Annotated in this window: 16 protein-coding genes and 1 pseudogene; 7 read left to right on the forward strand and 10 right to left on the reverse strand. The window is 72.1% G+C overall.

The genetic code is table 11. From position 1 onward, the window contains the following. A pseudogene (rpsH, locus tag ACZ59A_RS33145) lies at positions 1 to 84 on the forward strand (30S ribosomal protein S8); the annotation flags it as partial. A gap of 111 nt (positions 85 to 195) precedes the next feature. Here the strand turns inward: rpsH and ACZ59A_RS33150 are convergent. The 5 genes from ACZ59A_RS33150 to ACZ59A_RS33170 form a co-directional block, all read right to left on the reverse strand. Continuing rightward, the gene (locus tag ACZ59A_RS33150) at positions 196 to 960 is read right to left on the reverse strand and encodes an SDR family oxidoreductase (protein ID WP_470966414.1); all 765 of its coding nucleotides are present in this window, start codon (positions 958 to 960) and stop codon (positions 196 to 198) included. A 20-nt stretch (positions 961 to 980) separates the two neighbouring features. After that, positions 981 to 1,742, reverse strand: a complete 762-nt coding sequence (gene fabG, locus ACZ59A_RS33155) for a 3-oxoacyl-ACP reductase FabG (protein ID WP_470966417.1) — start codon at positions 1,740 to 1,742, stop codon at positions 981 to 983. Between the two features lie 146 nt (positions 1,743 to 1,888). Continuing rightward, positions 1,889 to 2,308, reverse strand: coding sequence for a DUF3037 domain-containing protein (locus tag ACZ59A_RS33160; protein ID WP_468044804.1), 420 nt, complete (start codon positions 2,306 to 2,308; stop codon positions 1,889 to 1,891). Next, positions 2,281 to 3,105, reverse strand: coding sequence for a HipA family kinase (locus ACZ59A_RS33165; protein WP_470966419.1), 825 nt, complete (start codon positions 3,103 to 3,105; stop codon positions 2,281 to 2,283). Before ACZ59A_RS33165 ends, ACZ59A_RS33160 begins: the two co-directional genes overlap by 28 nt. Positions 3,106 to 3,139: 34 nt before the next feature. After that, entirely contained in the window at positions 3,140 to 3,754 is a 615-nt protein-coding gene (locus ACZ59A_RS33170) for a DUF3887 domain-containing protein (RefSeq protein WP_470966421.1), read from the reverse strand. A gap of 205 nt (positions 3,755 to 3,959) precedes the next feature. Here ACZ59A_RS33170 and ACZ59A_RS33175 point away from each other — a divergent pair, with 205 nt between their 5' ends. From ACZ59A_RS33175 to ACZ59A_RS33185, 3 genes are all read left to right on the forward strand, one after another. Further along, a complete protein-coding gene (locus tag ACZ59A_RS33175) occupies positions 3,960 to 6,191 on the forward strand; it encodes an MMPL family transporter (RefSeq protein ID WP_470966424.1) in 2,232 nt (743 codons plus the stop codon). A gap of 102 nt (positions 6,192 to 6,293) precedes the next feature. Continuing rightward, positions 6,294 to 7,481 carry a sensor histidine kinase gene (locus ACZ59A_RS33180; protein ID WP_470966426.1) on the forward strand — a complete coding sequence of 396 codons (1,188 nt, stop codon included), beginning with the start codon at positions 6,294 to 6,296 and terminating at the stop codon, positions 7,479 to 7,481. After that, positions 7,478 to 8,161, forward strand: a complete 684-nt coding sequence (locus ACZ59A_RS33185) for a response regulator (RefSeq protein ID WP_470966428.1) — start codon at positions 7,478 to 7,480, stop codon at positions 8,159 to 8,161. The genes ACZ59A_RS33180 and ACZ59A_RS33185 overlap by 4 nt, the downstream gene beginning before the upstream one ends. Before the next feature lie 19 nt (positions 8,162 to 8,180). On the opposite strand, the gene pntB is transcribed toward ACZ59A_RS33185, so the two are convergent. After that, a complete protein-coding gene (gene pntB, locus ACZ59A_RS33190; protein WP_470966430.1) occupies positions 8,181 to 9,632 on the reverse strand; it encodes a Re/Si-specific NAD(P)(+) transhydrogenase subunit beta in 1,452 nt (483 codons plus the stop codon). Between the two features lie 6 nt (positions 9,633 to 9,638). Further along, positions 9,639 to 11,225 carry a Re/Si-specific NAD(P)(+) transhydrogenase subunit alpha gene (locus ACZ59A_RS33195; RefSeq protein WP_470966433.1) on the reverse strand — a complete coding sequence of 529 codons (1,587 nt, stop codon included), beginning with the start codon at positions 11,223 to 11,225 and terminating at the stop codon, positions 9,639 to 9,641. Between the two features lie 196 nt (positions 11,226 to 11,421). Here ACZ59A_RS33195 and ACZ59A_RS33200 point away from each other — a divergent pair, with 196 nt between their 5' ends. Beyond that, the gene (locus ACZ59A_RS33200; protein WP_470966435.1) at positions 11,422 to 11,919 is read left to right on the forward strand and encodes a Rieske (2Fe-2S) protein; all 498 of its coding nucleotides are present in this window, start codon (positions 11,422 to 11,424) and stop codon (positions 11,917 to 11,919) included. Here ACZ59A_RS33200 and ACZ59A_RS33205 read toward each other — a convergent pair. Next, positions 11,906 to 12,535 (reverse strand): isochorismatase family protein, encoded by a 630-nt coding sequence (locus ACZ59A_RS33205; protein WP_470966438.1) that lies wholly within the window; start codon positions 12,533 to 12,535, stop codon positions 11,906 to 11,908. The two genes, ACZ59A_RS33200 and ACZ59A_RS33205, sit on opposite strands and share 14 nt — an antisense overlap. A 75-nt stretch (positions 12,536 to 12,610) precedes the next feature. Here ACZ59A_RS33205 and ACZ59A_RS33210 point away from each other — a divergent pair, with 75 nt between their 5' ends. Then, positions 12,611 to 13,078, forward strand: coding sequence for a pyridoxamine 5'-phosphate oxidase family protein (locus ACZ59A_RS33210; RefSeq protein WP_470966440.1), 468 nt, complete (start codon positions 12,611 to 12,613; stop codon positions 13,076 to 13,078). A 49-nt stretch (positions 13,079 to 13,127) separates the two neighbouring features. Here the strand turns inward: ACZ59A_RS33210 and ACZ59A_RS33215 are convergent, their stop codons facing one another. Beyond that, positions 13,128 to 14,033, reverse strand: coding sequence for a LysR family transcriptional regulator (locus ACZ59A_RS33215; RefSeq protein WP_470966442.1), 906 nt, complete (start codon positions 14,031 to 14,033; stop codon positions 13,128 to 13,130). 74 nt (positions 14,034 to 14,107) lie between these two features. On the opposite strand from ACZ59A_RS33215, the gene ACZ59A_RS33220 reads away from it, so the two are divergent. Next, a complete protein-coding gene (locus tag ACZ59A_RS33220) occupies positions 14,108 to 15,046 on the forward strand; it encodes a DMT family transporter (protein ID WP_470966445.1) in 939 nt (312 codons plus the stop codon). Positions 15,047 to 15,069: 23 nt separating this feature from the next. On the opposite strand, the gene ACZ59A_RS33225 is transcribed toward ACZ59A_RS33220, so the two are convergent. After that, positions 15,070 to 16,404: an aminotransferase class I/II-fold pyridoxal phosphate-dependent enzyme gene (locus ACZ59A_RS33225; protein ID WP_470966447.1), complete on the reverse strand. Its 1,335-nt coding sequence runs from the start codon at positions 16,402 to 16,404 to the stop codon at positions 15,070 to 15,072. Positions 16,405 to 16,408: the final 4 nt, after the last annotated feature.

A 16,408-nucleotide genomic window follows, 5' to 3' on the forward strand; every position in this document is an offset into this window, starting at 1 on the left:
AAGCGGATCTCGAAGCCGAGCCTGCGGGTCTACGCAAAGTCCACCAACCTGCCTAAGGTGCTCGGCAGCCTGGGCGTGCCGATCCCCCCCCCCCCCCCCCCCCCCCCCCCCCACACCCACCCCCCCCCCCCCCCCCCCCCCCCCCCCCCCCCCCCCCCCCCGCCGCCGTCAACGGCGCCGATGCGTGGCGGGCGGTCAGCCGACGCCCGCGTTGAGGAAGACACCGCCGTCGACGACGAGCGTCTGGCCGGTGATCCACGCGGCCTGCTCGGAGGTGAGGAACGCGGCCGCGCCCCCGATGTCCTCCGGTACGCCGAGCCGCCCGAGCGGATACGCCGCGGCGGCCTCCGCCTCCCGCCCCTCGTACAGGGCGGTGGCGAACTTGGTCTTCACCACGGCGGGAGCGATCGCGTTGACCCGCACGCCCGGCGCGAATTCATGGGCGAGCTGCACCGTGAGGTTGATCATCGCGGCCTTGGAGACGCCGTACGCGGCGATGAACGGCGAGGGGGTCATTCCGGCGACGGAGGTGATGTTGACGATCGCGCCGCCGTTCTCCTTCTGCCACGCCTTCCAGGTCTGCTGGGCGAAGCCGAGCGCCGAGACGACATTGGTCTCGAAGACCTTGCGTATCACCCCGAGGTCGAGTTCGGCGATGGGCGAGTAGACCGGGTTCGTACCGGCGTTGTTGACGAGGTAGTCGACGCGCCCGAACGCCTCCATCGCGCGCGCGACGGCGGCCGCCTGGTGCGCCTCGTCGTGGGCCTTGCCGGGGACGCCGATCACCCGGTCGGCACCCAGCCGCTCGACGGCCTCCTTCAGGGCGTCCTCGTTGCGGCCGGTGATGCACACCCGGTCGCCGCGCGCCACCATCGCCTCGGCGATGCCGTAGCCGATGCCACGGCTGGCCCCGGTGACGAGCGCGGCCTTGCCGCTGTCCGCTGCGATCTCTTTGGTCATGGGATTCGTCAAGCTCCTGATCAGTTGAGCGGGCCGCCGGCCACGTACATCACCTGGCCGGAGACGAACCCGGCGGCGTCCCCGGTGAAGAAGGCGACGGCGTTCGCGATGTCGTCCGGCTGCCCGACGCGCTGCACCGGGATCTGGCTCGCGGCGGCCTTCTGGAAGTCATCGAAGCCCATGCCGACGCGGTCGGCGGTCGCGGCGGTCATGTCGGTGGCGATGAAGCCGGGCGCCACGGCGTTGGCGGTGACGCCGAACTTGCCCAGCTCGATGGCGAGGGTCTTGGTGAAGCCCTGCATACCGGCCTTGGCCGCGGAGTAGTTGACCTGGCCGCGGTTGCCGAGCGCCGAGCTGCTGGAGAGGTTGACGACCCGCCCGAACCCGGCATCCACCATGTGCTTCTGACACGCGCGCGACATCAGGAACGCGCCCCGCAGATGCACGTTCATCACGGTGTCCCAGTCGGACTCGCTCATCTTGAAGAGCAGATTGTCCCGCAGCACACCGGCGTTGTTCACCAGGATCGTCGGCGCGCCCAGCTCCTCGGCGACCCGCCCGACCGCGGCCTCCACCTGCTCCGCGTCGGATACGTCGCAGCCCACGGCGATGGCCTTGCCGCCCGCCGCGGTGATCTTCTCCACGGTCTCCGCGCAGGACGCCTCGTCGAGGTCGAGCACGGCGACGGCGCGGCCCTCCTCGGCCAGCCGCACGGCGGTCGCCGCGCCGATGCCGCGGGCGGCGCCCGTCACGATGGCGACACGCTGCTCGTTGGTGGACATGCGGGGTCTCCTCGCCTCGAGTGGCGGCTCACCCTCCCGGCGCCGGGAAGTGAGCAACCGCTTAGTCTCTTCAGTGGACGAGACGCTATGAGGCCCGCCGCCGACTGTCAACGACCCGCTGTGATGCCCTTGCTCACCCTTGCCCGTCAGCGCACCAACAGGTCGAGCAGCCGCTCGACCTCCGCCTCCGCGTCCGTGGTCAGCCCGGTGTGCACCGGGCCCGGCTGGACGACCGTGGAGCGCGGCGCGACCAGCCAGCGGAACCGCCGCCCCGGGGCGTCACCGGCCGCCTGACCGGCCTGCTCCCCGCCGCGGCAGATGCCCTCCACCGCGCGCAGCGCGGCCCGTACGCCCGCCACGTCCGCCGACGGATCGAGCGCGAGCAGCCGGTTCTCGTCCAGATGGGTGCGGGCCGCCACGAAGGACGTCGCGCGGCAGTAGACGACGACGCCCGCGTTGATCAGCTCACCGCGCTCCACCCGGGGGACGACGCGCACCAGCGCGTACTCGAAGACATCCCGGTCCTGCTGCAGCCCGCTCACTTCGCCGCCCTTCCGTCGACCCATACGCGCAGCCAGTCGGGAGCCTTCGACGGCCCGTCAGCGGAGCGCTCCCCGAGCGTGATCCTTTCACCGACGGCCGCGGCCCGCTCCAGCAGCACGCGCACATAGGCGCGGCGCACCGCGTCCGGGCTGTCGAAGCCGGGCTCACCGGCCAGCCACACGTCGGGGACGTCGGCGGTGACCTCGGTCAGCAGTTCCTCGGTGATCCGCGGCGCGAGCGCCTCGGCGGCCGCCGCCACGTCCGGGGCGAAGGGGGCGAGTACGTGGTCGGAGGCGTCGTACGGCTTGGTGGCGGCCGCGTCCAGACCGCGCCAGCTGTGGTGCCAGATCATCGTGGCGCCGTGGTCGATGAGCCACAGCTTGCCGTGCCACACCAGCATGTTGGGGTTGCGCCAGGAGCGGTCCACATTGCCGACGAGCGCGTCGAACCACACCACCCGTCCGGCCTCCGCCGCGCCCACCTCGAAGGCCAGCGGGTCGAAGCCGAGCGAGCCGGGCAGGTAGTCCATGCCCAGGTTGAGCCCGCCGCTGGCCTTGAGCAGCTCCTGCACCTCTTCGTCCGGCTCGCTCAGCCCGATCACCGGATCGAGCTGGATCCGCGCCAGCTCCGGGACGCGCAACCCCAGGCGGCGGGCCAGCTGTCCGCAGATGACCTCGGCGACGAGGGTCTTCCGGCCCTGGCCCGCGCCGACGAACTTCATGACATACGTGCCGAGATCATCGGCCTCGACGATGCCGGGGAGCGACCCGCCCTCACGCAAGGGCGTGACATAGCGGGTGGCCGTCACTTCGGTCAGCATTTTGCCAGGCTATCCGAGTTGCCGGCCTTACGAATCAGGGGACTTCGGCGGGCAGGATGGTGAGACCGGCGACCTTCTCGTCGTCGTCGAACGCCACCCGGGCCTTCATCTCCCCCGCCTCGTAGCGCAGCGGGATGTCGACGACCGTGTGGTCGCCGATGCGCCGGACGAACGGTTCCGGCTCGCCGAAGCCCTCGAACGCGCCCACCAGACCCGCGACCGTGGCCATGCCACTGCCCCGCACCTCGTCGGTGAACGCCTCCCGGACCTGAGCGTTGAAAGACTCCCTCGCTTCGTCCATGCGTCCTTCGAGGACGTCCGTGACGATCTTGACGGCGCGCTCCGCGGCGTCGGCCATGCGAACGGTCTTGTCCATGGGTTCTCCCGTCCGGGGATCGATGGGCTTGCCGAACCGCTGGAAGGCGGCTTGACGGGTCACTCCGAGCAGGTCCCCGATCTCCTGCCAGGTGTGTCCGGCGTCCCGGGACTGCTGCGTGCACAGCTTGAGAATCTGTTCCGCCAGTTCGTCCAGGTCCCGCGAGCGCCGGACCAGGTCGAGGTAGTCCGGCGGAGCCAGCGGGCTGCCCACCGCCTCGGCCAGGGACGACGCGCGCTCGGCCAGCAGGACGGTCAGGGAAGCCAGGCTCATCGATGAATCGACCACACGTAAAGGATGCCTTTACAGACCGTGGGCGTCAAGGTTTCCTTTACACCGTCCTACCTGAGGAGGAGACACCGCGCCGCCTCATGCCCTGCCAGCAGGCGCAAGTGCCCGTAGGGGCACGACGCGGAGCGGGGCCCGTGCCGGGGAGTCTGAGGCGGTACGCACAAACGGATGCGGAGATCCCAGACACGTGGCTACCTTCCTGTATCGACTAGGCCGTACCGCCTTCCGGCGGCGCCGCCTCGTGGCACTGCTGTGGGCGGTGATCCTCGGCGCGGTCGGGGCCGCCGCCGCCAAGGCACCGGCGGCCGGTGACGACGGCACGTCCTTCATGCCCGGCATCGAGGCGCAGAAGGCGTTCGACCTGATCGGGGAACGCTTCCCGGGGCCGGACGCCAACGGCGCCGACGCGCGGATCGTCTTCATCGCCCCGGACGGGGCGAAGGTGACCGCCTCCGGGTTCCACGCCGCCATCGACAAGCTGGTGGCCGAGGCCGCCGACGGGCCCCAAGTGGCCGGTGCCGTGAACCCCTTCAAGGCGCACGCGGTGAGCGAGGACGCCTCCACGGCGTACGCCACGGTCACCTACAAGGCCAAGGCCGACGACCTCACCGACGCCAGCAAGGCCGCCCTGGAGAAGGCCATCGACGAGGCCCGCGACGCCGGGCTCACGGTCGAGGCGGGCGGCAGCGCGCTCGCCACGCAACCGGCCGCCGGAGGACCGGCCGAGGGCATCGGCATCGCCCTGGCCGCCGTCGTGCTGCTGATCACCTTCGGCTCGCTGGCGGCCGCGGGCCTTCCGCTGCTCACCGCGGTCATCGGCGTCGGGGTCAGCATGTGCGCGATCCTGGCGCTGGGCAGCGCCTTCGGGCTGAACGTGACCACCGGCACGCTCGCCTCGATGCTCGGGCTCGCGGTCGGCATCGACTACGCCCTGTTCGTGGTCTCCCGCTACCGGGAGGAGCGGGCGAACGGGCACCACCCGAGCGAGGCGGCCGGACTCGCGGCCGGTACCGCGGGTTCCGCCGTGGTCTTCGCCGGGCTGACGGTCGTCATCGCGCTGGCCGGGCTGTCCGTGGTGGGCGTGCCGATGCTGACGAAGATGGGCCTGTGCGCCGCGGGTGCCGTCGTCGTCGCCGTCCTGGTCGCGCTGACCCTGGTGCCCGCCCTGCTCGGGATGTGGCCGAACGCCGTCCTGTCCCGCGGGGAACGCAAGCGCGGCGCCCTCACGAGGCCCGACGCGGAGGGCGCGCCGAACGGCGGCACCCGGTGGGCCCGGTTCGTGCTGCGCCGTCCGGTCACGGTGCTGCTGGCCTGCGTGGCGGGCCTGGGTGCGCTCGCCCTGCCCGCCGCCCAGCTGGAGATGGGCATGCCCGGCGCCGAGGCCAAGCCCACCTCTACGACGGAGCGGCGTGCCTACGACGCGCTCGCCGACGGGTTCGGCCCGGGCTTCAACGGCCCGCTGACCATCGTCGTGGACGCGCGGGGCGCCGACGACCCCAGGACGGCCGCGAGCACCGTCGCCGAGGCGATCAAGGGCACCGACGGCGTCGTATCCGTCTCGCCCCCGCGGTTCAACGCGGACGGCGACACCGCGCTGTTCTCGGCGGTCCCGGCGACCGGCCCGACCGACGAGACCACCAAGAACCTCGTCCACACCATCCGCGCGGAGCGCACCGGCCTGGAGAAGGACACCGGAGCGACCTTCGAGGTCACCGGCAGCACCGCGATGAACATCGACGTCGCGAGCGCCCTGCAGGACGCGCTGGTGCCCTATCTGACGGTCATCGTCCTGCTGGCGCTGCTGCTGCTCATGGTGGTCTTCCGCTCCGTCCTCGTGCCCCTCAAGGCGGCCTTCGGCTTCCTGCTGTCGGTGCTGGCGTCGCTCGGCGCGGTCGTGGCGGTCTTCCAGTGGGGCTGGGGCGCGGAGCTGCTGGGCGTGGAGCAGACCGGCCCGATCATGAGCCTCATGCCGATCTTCCTGGTGGGCATCGTCTTCGGTCTGGCCATGGACTACGAGGTGTTCCTCGTCGCCCGCATGCGGGAGGCGTACGTCCAGGGGGACCGGCCCGCACAGGCGGTCGTCGGCGGGTTCCGGCACAGCGCCCGGGTGGTCGTGGCCGCCGCCGTCATCATGATCGCGGTCTTCTCCGGGTTCATCGCGTCCGGCGAGTCCATGATCAAGACCATCGGTTTCGGCCTCGCCGTCGCGGTGCTCTTCGACGCCTTCGTCGTCCGCATGGCGCTCGTGCCCGCGGTCCTCGCCCTGCTCGGCGAGAAGGCGTGGTGGCTGCCCCGCTGGCTCGACAAGGCGCTTCCCCACCTCGACGTCGAGGGCTCCGGGCTCATCTCGCCGCCCGCCCGCCCCGACTCCGGTCCGGCCGAAAGCGAAAGCCGCGCGCGGGAAGGGGCGCGCACCTGACGCGCACGTACGTACGCGCTGCGGTCGCGGTACCGTACCCAACGGCGCCGCGGCCCGCAGCTGTCGCCTCGTCCCCCCTGGTCCTACCTCGGAGTACGTGCCATGAGCACACGTTGGCACCACCGGGCGATGAGCCGCCCGAAGGCTGTCGAGACCGTCACCGTGGCGCTGGTGTTCGCCTTCACGGTGACGGGCGTCTGGGTCACCTCCACGGTGGTGGACGAGCCCGTCGCCCTGTGGCCCGGCATCGCGCTGTCCGCCCTCGCCTGCGCGGCTCTGCTCCGGCGGCGCGGCCACCCCCTTCCGGTCCTGGCCGTGACCACGCTGTGCACCATGCTCCAGGGCGCGGTGGGCTACCTGCTGACGCCCTTGCTGATGGGGCCGACGCTGACCGCGCAGTACGTCACGAGTCTGCGCAGCGACCGGAGAACCACGTGGAACAGCGCGCTGACGGCCGCCGCGAGCATCGCCCTCACCGTCATGTTCCGCAACGCGTTCAGGGACCCCATCATCAGCATCATCAACCCCGCCGCGTGGATCCTCATGGTGGCGGCCTTCGGCGCTTACGTACGAGTCCGCCGCGAGTACGCCGCCGCCCGGGCCGAGCACGCCGCCCGCGAGCGGGAGGAGGAGGCACGGCACCACGTGATCCAGGAACGCATGCGCATCGCCCGGGAACTGCACGATGTCGTCGCCCACCACCTCACCCTGGCGAACGCCCAGGCCGGTACCGCCACCCACCTCGCGCGGACCAACCCCGGCAAGGCGCTGGAGATCCTCGGGCAGCTGTCCGAGACCACGGCCACGGCGCTGCGCGAGCTCAAGGCCACCGTGGGACTCCTGCACCAGGACACCGACACCGACGACCTGACCCCCGCACCGGGCCTGCGGCAGCTGCCCGACCTGGTCGCCGCCTGCTCGGCGGCCGGTCTGGACGTCGCCGTCACCGTGGACGGGCATCCCCGGCCGCTCCCGGCGGGGCTCGATCTGACCGCGTACCGGATCGTGCAGGAGGCGCTCACCAACGTCACCAAGCACGCCCCCACCCGCAACGCCCACGTCCGGCTGGCCTATACGCCCCACGACGTGACCCTCACCATCACCAACGACACCGCCTCCCCCCGCACCCCGGCACCGGCCGGGTCCGGACGCGGCTACGGACTGCTCGGCATGCGCGAGCGCGCCCGGTCCGCCGGGGGAACCCTCGATGCCGGACCCCGCCCGGAAGGCGGGTTCGAAGTCGCCTGTGCCCTCCCGCTGAACGAGCCCCAGGAAAGCATCGCCACATGACCATCCGCGTCCTGCTCGCCGACGACCAGGCCCTGCTCCGGGCCACCTTCCGCATCCTCATCGACTCGGAACCGGACCTGACCGTCGTCGCGGAGGCCACGGACGGGCAGGAGGCGCTCGACCTCGCCCTGGCCCACGAGCCCGATGTGGTCCTCATGGACATCCGCATGCCGGGCACCGACGGGCTGACCGCCACCACGGACATCTGCGCCCGGCCGGAACTCGCCGCCACCCGCGTCCTGATCCTCACCACGTTCGAGAACAACGAGAACGTCGCCAAGGCCCTGCGCGCCGGGGCGAGCGGCTTCCTCGGCAAGGACGTCGGCCCGGAACTCCTCCTGTCGGGCATCCGCACCGTGGCGGCCGGGGACTCCCTTCTCTCCCCCACCGCGACCCGGACCCTCATCACCCGCTTCCTCGCCACCCCCGACACCGACGCCCTGCTCGCGTCCCCGGAACGGCTCACCGCCCTCACCGAACGGGAACGCGAGGTCATGGCGCTGGCCGCGCACGGCAGGTCCAACGCCGAGATCGCCGACCAGCTCGTGCTCAGCCCGCTGACCGTGCGCAGCCACATCCAGCGCGCCATGACCAAACTCGACGTCCGCGACCGGGCCCAACTGGTCGTGATCGCCTACCAGTCGGGCCTGGTCCGGGCGCGCCCGCAGCAGGGCGGCTGAACCGCCCGTCGAGCGGCTTTCAGTTGGCCGTGGCCGCCATGGCCACGGCCGACGCGTCGGTGGCGTCGAGGCTGCGCAGGATGTCCTCCACCCGCTGCTTGGCGTCGCCGAAGAGCATGGAGGAGTTCTCCCGGAAGAACAGCGGATTCTGCACCCCCGCGTACCCGGGGGCCATGGAGCGTTTGAAGACGACGACGTCGGCCGCCTCCCACACGTGCAGCACCGGCATCCCGGCGATCGGACTGCCCGGGTCGTCGGTGGCCGCCGGGTTGACGGTGTCGTTGGCGCCGATGACCAGGACGACCGAGGTGGCGGCGAAGTCGTCGTTGATCTCGTCCATTTCGAGGACGATGTCGTAGGGCACGTTGGCCTCGGCCAGCAGCACGTTCATGTGACCGGGCAGCCGTCCGGCGACCGGGTGGATGCCGAAGCGCACCTCGATGCCGCGCTCGCGGAGCTTGCGCGCCAGCTCCGCGACCGGGTACTGGGCCTGGGCGACCGCCATGCCGTAGCCCGGGGTGATGATCACCGAGGAGGCGGCGCGCAGCAGTTCCGCGGTCTCCTCCGCGCTGATCTCCCGGTGCTCCCCGTGGTCGCCGTCGTCGCTCGTCGCCACCTGGGCCCCGAAGCCGCCCGCGATCACCGAGAGGAAGGAGCGGTTCATCGCCTTGCACATGATGTACGAGAGGTACGCGCCGGAGGAGCCGACCAGCGCGCCGGTGACGATCAGCAGGTCGTTGGCGAGCAGGAAGCCCGAGGCCGCCGCGGCCCAGCCGGAGTAGCTGTTGAGCATCGAGACGACCACCGGCATGTCGCCGCCGCCGATGGAGGCGACCAGATGCGCGCCGAGCGCCAGGGCGAGCACGGTGACCGCGATGAGCAGTCCCATGTGGGGGCGCGCGACGAACACCGCGGTGAGCACGGCGAACGCGACGAGCGCGCCGAGGTTGAGGACGTGTCTGCCCGGGAGCATGAGCGGCCGGGACTTGATCCGCCCCGACAGCTTCAGATAGGCGACGACGGAGCCGGTGAAGGTGACGGCGCCGATGAACACGCCGATGAAGACCTCGGCGTGGTGGATGCGCAGCAGCGAGCCCGCCGCCTCCTGCCCGGCGTGGCCCCCGGCTTCGACATCGAGGTAGCCGTTCCAGCCGACGAGCGCGGCGGCGAGGCCGACGAAGCTGTGCATGACGGCGATCAGTTCCGGCATGCCCGTCATCTCGACCACGCGGGCGCGCCACAGTCCGATGGCCGCACCGGCCACCGTGGCGACGGCGATCAGCACCAGACCGGTGGCGGAGATGCTCCGCGAGGCCAGACCGATGGTGGCGGCCAGCGCCAGAACCATGCCCGCGATGCCCCAGACCACTCCGGAGCGGGAGGTGCGGTGCTGCGAGAGTCCGGCGAGGCTGAGGATGAACAGCAGCGCAGCGACGACGTAGGCGGCCTGTGCGGCCGTGGTGGTGGTCATCCGCGATCAGCCTTTCGAGAACATGCCGAGCATGCGGCGGGTGACGGCGAATCCGCCGAAGATGTTGATGCTCGCCAGCAGGATCGCGGCGAACGACAGCACGGTGACCGCGGTGTTCGCGTGCCCGATCTGGAGCAGCGCGCCGACCACGACGATCCCGGAGATCGCGTTGGTGACCGACATCAGCGGGGTGTGCAGCGCGTGGTGCACATTGCCGATGACGTAGAAGCCGACCACGATCGAGAGGACGAAGACCAGGAAGTGGCCGATGAGCTGGTTCGGCGAGAAGGCGTTCACCAGGAACAGGGCCGTGGCTCCGGCCCCGACGAGGACGTAGCCGGACCGCGCGGAACGTGTGGTTCCGGCCGCCTGGCCGGGCGGTGTGACGGGTTCCGGTGCCTCGGCGGACGCAGGCGCGGCGGACACCTGCACCGGTGGCGGCGGCCAGGTCTTCTCGCCTTCGCGGACCACGGTCATCGACCGCTGCACCACATCCTCGAAGTCGAGGACGAGCCGCCCGTCCTTGCCGGGGGTGAGCAGCTTCATCAGGTTGACGACGTTGGTGCCGTACAGCTGCGACGCCTGGGCGGGGAGCCTGCCGGGCAGGTCGGTGTAGCCGATGATCGTCACGTCGTTGTCGGTGACGACCGCCTTCCCCGCCACCGTTCCCTCGACGTTGCCGCCCTGGGCCGCGGCCATGTCGACGATCACGCTGCCGGGCTTCATGCGCGCCACGTCCTCGGCGGTGATCAGCTTCGGCGCCGGTCTGCCGGGGATGAGAGCGGTGGTGATGACGATGTCGACATCGGCGGCCTGCTCGGCGTACAGCCGCGCGGCGAGCCGGTTGTAGTCGTCCGAGGTGGCCTTGGCGTAGCCGTCGGTGCTCACCCCGTGCCCGGACTGTTCGGGCCGTACCTCCAGGAACTCCCCGCCCAGCGAGCGCACCTGCTCGGCGACCTCGGGCCGGGGGTCGGTGGCGCGGACCACGGCGCCGAGACTTCGCGCCGCGCCGATCGCCGCGAGTCCGGCCACCCCGGCACCGGCCACCAGCACCCTGGCGGGCGGCACCTTGCCCGCGGCGGTCACCTGGCCGGTGAAGAAGCGGCCGAAGGCGTGCGCGGCCTCGACCACGGCCCGGTATCCGGCGATGTTCGCCATCGAACTCAGGACGTCCAGGGACTGGGCGCGTGAGATCCGCGGGACGGCGTCCATGGCGAGTACGGTGATCGGCCGCCGGGCCAGCTCCTCGACCAGCTCCGGGTGGAGCGCGGGGCCGATGAGCGCGATCAGCGTCGCCCCGTCGCGCAGCCGCCCGATCTCCTCGCCCGAGGGGCCGTTGACCTTCAGTACGATCGACGCCGACCAGGGGTCTCCCAGGCTGGCTCCCGCCTCCGCGTAGGCCGCGTCGGAGAAGCGGGACGACTCCCCCGCCCCTGGTTCGACGACCACGTGATACCCCAGCTCGGCAAGCCGGGCCACGGTGGCCGGTGTCGCCGCCACCCTGGTCTCCCCCACGGTGGACTCGGCGGGTACACCGATCCACTGGCGTGCCACTTCCGGTTCCACTTCCGGCTCCGGTTCCGGTGCGACCATCGTCTTCCTCTCTCGCCGTCGACGCTCCGGCGCCGGGCCCGTCGGCCCGGCGCCTGGTGTGCCTGTCCATCCATCGGTGCCCGGATCTCTCCGTGTTCGACCCTGCCCGGATCGACAACAGGCCGCGCGACGGTTGAACACATGAGCGCCGCGCTGCGTATGGAATCGAAACGTCCCTGGATCAGGAGGCACCACCATGACGCAGCCGGAAACCACCGGATGGGGCACCACCCGTCGTGCCGTCGTCTCCGCTGCCGGAGCGGCCGGGCTGGCCGCCGCCCTCACGGCCTGCGGTAAGGAAGACAGCAGCGGGTCGGGGGAATCACAGAACGCCGGTTCCGCACAGGAGTCGGCCGGGTCCGGGCAGTCGGGCGCGGGAGGCGACGCCTCGCAGGGCGGCGGAGGCGGAATGGAGCTGGCCAAGACCTCCCAGATACCGGAGGGCGGCGGCATGGTCTTCAAGGATCACAAGGTCGTGGTGACCCAGCCCTCCTCCGGGCAGTTCAAGGCGTTCTCCTCGATCTGCACCCACCAGGGGTGCTCGGTCGGCGACGTTTCGGACGGGACCATCAACTGCCCGTGCCACCAGAGCAAGTTCGACATCAGCGACGGCAGCCCGAAGGGCGGACCGGCCACGAAGGCGCTGCCCGGCGCCAAGATCAAGGTGGAGGGCACGTCGATCAAGATGGCCTGACCGCCTGCCAGCAGGCGAGGACGTCCTCGGTCGAGGTGACGGTCGCGACGAGGGCGAGGGTGTGACGGACCATGGCCGGGGTGTACGAGGCGGGCACCCCGGCGATGGCGTCCGCGGGCACCACGGCCGTATAGCCGAGGTTGACCGCGTCGAACACGGCGTTGGGTATCGCCACATTGGCCGACACGCCGACGATGACCAGGGTGCGGCAGCCCAGATTGCGCAGCAGCGCGTCCACGCCGGTCCCGGCGAGCGGCGACAGGCCGTGCAGCCGCCGCACCAGCAGATCCTCCGCGCCGACCGGGACCGGTTCCGCGATCCGTACCGCTTCGCTCCCGGTGAGCTGCCGCACCGGCAGCCGCTCGGCGGCCCGGAACAGCGGGGCGTTGCGGTTCGCGCCCCGCCCGTCGGCGCGCCGCTCGGCCACCGCGTGCAGCACCTGTACGCGCGTGTCGTGGGCGGCCGACACCAATCGGGCGACACGCCCGAGTGCGCCGGACTCCCGGGCCTCGGCGGCGAGTTCGGGCAGCGCGCTGCCCGGACCCACGACGCCGCGCTGGCACTCCACGGTGAGCAGGGCACAGCCCTCGGGCCGGAGCAGTTCGGAAAGCGACACGGCGGCCTCCTGGCTTCTCGCGCCGGGAGAGTAACGGCCATTGCATGTGGAGGGAAGAGTCGCGATTCTGTGCGGATGACCGTCACCCAGCGGCGGGGACGCCGCATCATGCTGACCCCGGCCGAGCTGGACGCCTTCCTCGCCGAACAGCGCACCTGCCGGGTCGCGACCGTGTCCGAGGACGGGCGGCCCCATATCAGCGCGCTGTGGTTCGCCTGGGACGGCACGGCCCTGTGGCTCTACTCCCTGACCCGCAGCCGCCGCTGGGCCGAGCTGCGCCGCGATCCCCGGATCTCGGTGATCGTCGACGACGGGCACGACTACGACGAGCTGCGCGGCGCCGAGCTGAGCGGCGAGGCCGTCTTCGTCGGCGAGGCGCCGCGCTCGGGCGCGCCGTGCCCCGAACTCGACGCGCCGGAGCGGATGTTCGCGGCGAAGTACTTCGGTCTCGACGCCATGCCGCACGACGGGCGCCACGCGTGGCTGCGGCTGACCCCGGACACGGTCAGCTCCTGGGACTTCCGCAAGCTGCCCCAGGGCTGAGCACGCCGCACCGGGGGCCGGGCCGTACGTACGCGCCGGGCCCTGCCGGTCAGTCGACGACCTTCTCCCCCACCGACCGCAGCACATCCACCGCCGCGCGGATGGAGGGCCTGCGGTCGGCGTCGGCGCGCCAGATCGCGTAGACATGCCGCCGCATCGTGGGCGGGCTCACCGGCACCATCCGCACGCCCTCGGGCACCGGGCCCCGGCCGAGCCGCGGGATGACGCCGATCCCGAGCCCGGAGGCGATCAGCGCGAGCTGGGTCTGATGCTCCCGCGCGGTGTGCCGGATGTGCGGCTCGATGCCCTTGCCGCGCAGGGTCACCATCAGCCAGTCGTAGCAGAACCCGCCCTCGGGCCAGGACACCCACTCGTCGTCCACGAAGTCCTCCGGCTCGACCGCGCAACGGTCGGCGAAGGGGTGGTCCGCGGGCATCGCCACGTCCACCAGGTCGTCCAGCAGCGCCGCCTTGACCAGCCCGCCGGGCACCGGCAGCGGCTTGTTGTACCAGTCGAGGACGACGGCCAGGTCGATGTCGCCGCGCACCACCGCGGGCACCGACTCGTCCGGCTCCATCTCCTGCAACCGGGCGCGCAGCTGGGGATGGTCGGACCGCATCCGCTCCAGCGCGGCGGGGAACAGGCCGCGGACGGCGGTCGGGAAGGCGCCCAGCAGCAGTTCACCGACGGCGTGTCCGCGCTGGGCCTCCAAGTCCGCCTGGGCCAGCTCCACTTGGGACAGGATCCGCGCCGCGTGATCGGAGAGCAGCCGCCCGGCATCGGTGAGCCGCACCCCGCGGCCGTTCTTGGCGAGCAGCTGCTGCCCGGTCTCCCGCTCCAGCTTCGAGAGCTGCTGGGAGACGGCCGAGGTGGTGACATGCAGTCCTTCGGCCGCGCCGCTCACGGAACCGTGCCGGGCCACGGCATACAAAGTGCGCAGGCGATCCAGATTCATGTAAGCAATGCTACGCGATAACGCACATGAATTCTCGCTTGTTCTAAGAAGTTGCAGCCCGCAATGTAGAGGCCATGACCTCAGCGACCACCGCGGCGTCCTCGTCTGCCACCGAGCAGCCCCCCGCATCCGCCGCCCGCCCACGACGGTTGCTCGACTGGCGGATCCGCTTCGGCGTGCTCGCCCTGGTCTGGGGTTTCAGCTTCCTGTTCATCAAGGTGGGCACCGAGGCGTTCGCGCCGCTGTACGTCACGCTCGGGCGGATGCTGTTCGGCACGGCCGTCCTCCTCGCGGTCGCGGTGGTGAAGCGGGAGCGGCTGCCGCGCGGGGCCCGGGTGTGGGGCCACCTAGCCGTGGCCGCGTTCTTCCTCAATGCGCTTCCGTTCTCGCTCTTCGCCTACGCCGAGACGACCATCCCCTCCACCCTGGCCGGGATCTGCAACGCCGCCTCGCCGCTGTGGGGCATGGTCGTCGCGGTGGCCGTCGTCTCCGACGACCGCCCGACCCGGCAACGTGTCGCGGGCCTGGGCCTCGGCTTCACCGGCGTGCTGATCGTGCTGGGCGCGTGGCAGGGCTTCTCCGGCCAGGACCCGGTGGGCACCGCCCTCGCGCTCACCGCCTCGCTCAGCTACGCGATCGGCTGGGCCTACGTCCGCCGTACGCTCGCCGACACCGGGAACTCCCATCTGGCCATGTCCTCCGGCCAGCTGCTGCTCGGCACGGTCCAGCTGGCGGTGGCCGCCCCGCTCGCCGCCCCGGCCCCCGGCTCCTATCCCGTCCTCCCCCTGCTGTCGGTGCTCGCCCTCGGCGCCCTGGGCACGGGCGTTGCCTTCCTGATCCAGTACGGCCTGGTGGCTGAGGTCGGCCCGACGACGGCGATGATGGTGACGTACTTCGTGCCGGTGATCGCCACGGCAGCGGGCGTGCTGATCCTCGGCGAACACCTCAGCTGGAACACGCCCGTGGGCGCGCTGATCATCCTCGTCGGCGCGGCCCTCTCCCAGCGCCGGTAACTCCCCGGGCGACACGGGCCGCATCAGTCCATCCGTCCCGCCGGAACCGGCCCCCTCGCCACCGCCGACGCCACCGCGCCGGCGAGCCCGGCCACCTCGCCGGGGCGCAGCGGAGAGACCGTCAGCCGCAGTCCCGGCCCCGAGGCCACCCGGAACCGGGCGCCCGGGGCGACCGCCCAGCCCGCGGACAACAGGCGGGCCACCGCGCCGGTCTCGTCGGGCACCGGGATCCAGACGTTCATCCCGCTGCGCCCGTGCGCGGTGACCCCCCGCTCCCGCAGGGCCCTCACCAGGGCGTCGCGGCGCGTGTCGTACGCCGCCGCGACCGCCGCCGCGTCCACCGCGCCGGTCCGCCACAGCCGCGTCACGGTGTCCTGCAGCAGATGGCTGACCCAGCCGGGGCCGAGGCGCTGCCGCCCGCGCAGCCGGTCCAGGGTGACGGCGTCCCCGGTGAGCACGGCGAGGCGCAGATCGGGGCCGTACGCCTTGGCGGTGGAGCGGACCAGGACCCAGTGGTCCGTGCCGCCCGCGAGCGGGTGCAGGGGCAGATCCACGATGCCGTGGCCGTGGTCGTCCTCGATGAGCACCACGCCGGGGTGACCGGCGAGGACGGCGCGCAGCTCGCGGGCGCGCGCCGCGCTCACCGCCGCGCCCGTCGGGTTCTGCGCCCGGTCGGTGACGACGAGCGCCCGCGCCCCCTGCCGCAGCGCCCGCTCCACCTCCTCCGGCAGCGGCCCGTCGTCGTCGAGCCCGACGGGAACGGTGCGCAGCCCGAGTGCCGGGATCAGGTCGAGCAGACTGCCCCAGCCGGGGTCCTCGACGGCGACCGCGTCACCGGGCCGCAGATGGGCGGCGAGGACGCGTTCGATGGCGTCGAGCGAGCCGGAGGTGACGGCGACGGGCCCGTCCGGCACGCCGTCCGCGTCGAACGCGGCACGCGCCGACGCGCCGAGGCCGGGGGCGACCCCCGGCGCGCCGTACAGCGTGGGGCCGTCGGCGGCGCGCGCCGCGGCCTCCGCGAGGGCCGCGCCGAGCGGCGGCAGCAGGGCGGGGTCGGGGTTGCCGGTCGCGAGGTCGCGTGCGCCGGGGGCCTCGACCCGGAGCCATTCGCGGGGTGTGCTCGCGGGGCGCGCCCGCACCCGGGTGCCCCGGCGGCCCGCCGTCTCGATCACCCCGCGCTCACGCAGGACGCGATAGGCGGCCGCGACGGTGTTCGGATTGACGCCCAGCCGCGTGGCCAACTCCCGCTGCGGCGGCAGCGGTTGGCCGGGCGCCAGCGCCCCGGCGCCGACCGCCCGCTCCACGCTGGCCGCGATCTCCGCTGCGCCACGCCCTTCGATCGGATATTCTCCTAGCACAAAA

It is taken from the genome of Streptomyces sp. NPDC040405, assembly GCF_055595765.1.

Coding starts and splice junctions, on each gene's coding strand:
- ACZ59A_RS33150 (WP_470966414.1), bottom strand. CDS start 960: ATGACCAAAGAGATCGCAGCGGACAGCGGCAAGGCCGCGCTCGTCACC.
- fabG (WP_470966417.1), bottom strand. CDS start 1,742: ATGTCCACCAACGAGCAGCGTGTCGCCATCGTGACGGGCGCCGCCCGC.
- ACZ59A_RS33160 (WP_468044804.1), bottom strand. CDS start 2,308: ATGGGTCGACGGAAGGGCGGCGAAGTGAGCGGGCTGCAGCAGGACCGG.
- ACZ59A_RS33165 (WP_470966419.1), bottom strand. CDS start 3,105: ATGCTGACCGAAGTGACGGCCACCCGCTATGTCACGCCCTTGCGTGAG.
- ACZ59A_RS33170 (WP_470966421.1), bottom strand. CDS start 3,754: ATGAGCCTGGCTTCCCTGACCGTCCTGCTGGCCGAGCGCGCGTCGTCC.
- ACZ59A_RS33180 (WP_470966426.1), top strand. CDS start 6,294: ATGAGCACACGTTGGCACCACCGGGCGATGAGCCGCCCGAAGGCTGTC.
- ACZ59A_RS33185 (WP_470966428.1), top strand. CDS start 7,478: ATGACCATCCGCGTCCTGCTCGCCGACGACCAGGCCCTGCTCCGGGCC.
- pntB (WP_470966430.1), bottom strand. CDS start 9,632: ATGACCACCACCACGGCCGCACAGGCCGCCTACGTCGTCGCTGCGCTG.
- ACZ59A_RS33195 (WP_470966433.1), bottom strand. CDS start 11,225: ATGGTCGCACCGGAACCGGAGCCGGAAGTGGAACCGGAAGTGGCACGC.
- ACZ59A_RS33200 (WP_470966435.1), top strand. CDS start 11,422: ATGACGCAGCCGGAAACCACCGGATGGGGCACCACCCGTCGTGCCGTC.
- ACZ59A_RS33210 (WP_470966440.1), top strand. CDS start 12,611: ATGACCGTCACCCAGCGGCGGGGACGCCGCATCATGCTGACCCCGGCC.
- ACZ59A_RS33215 (WP_470966442.1), bottom strand. CDS start 14,033: ATGAATCTGGATCGCCTGCGCACTTTGTATGCCGTGGCCCGGCACGGT.
- ACZ59A_RS33220 (WP_470966445.1), top strand. CDS start 14,108: ATGACCTCAGCGACCACCGCGGCGTCCTCGTCTGCCACCGAGCAGCCC.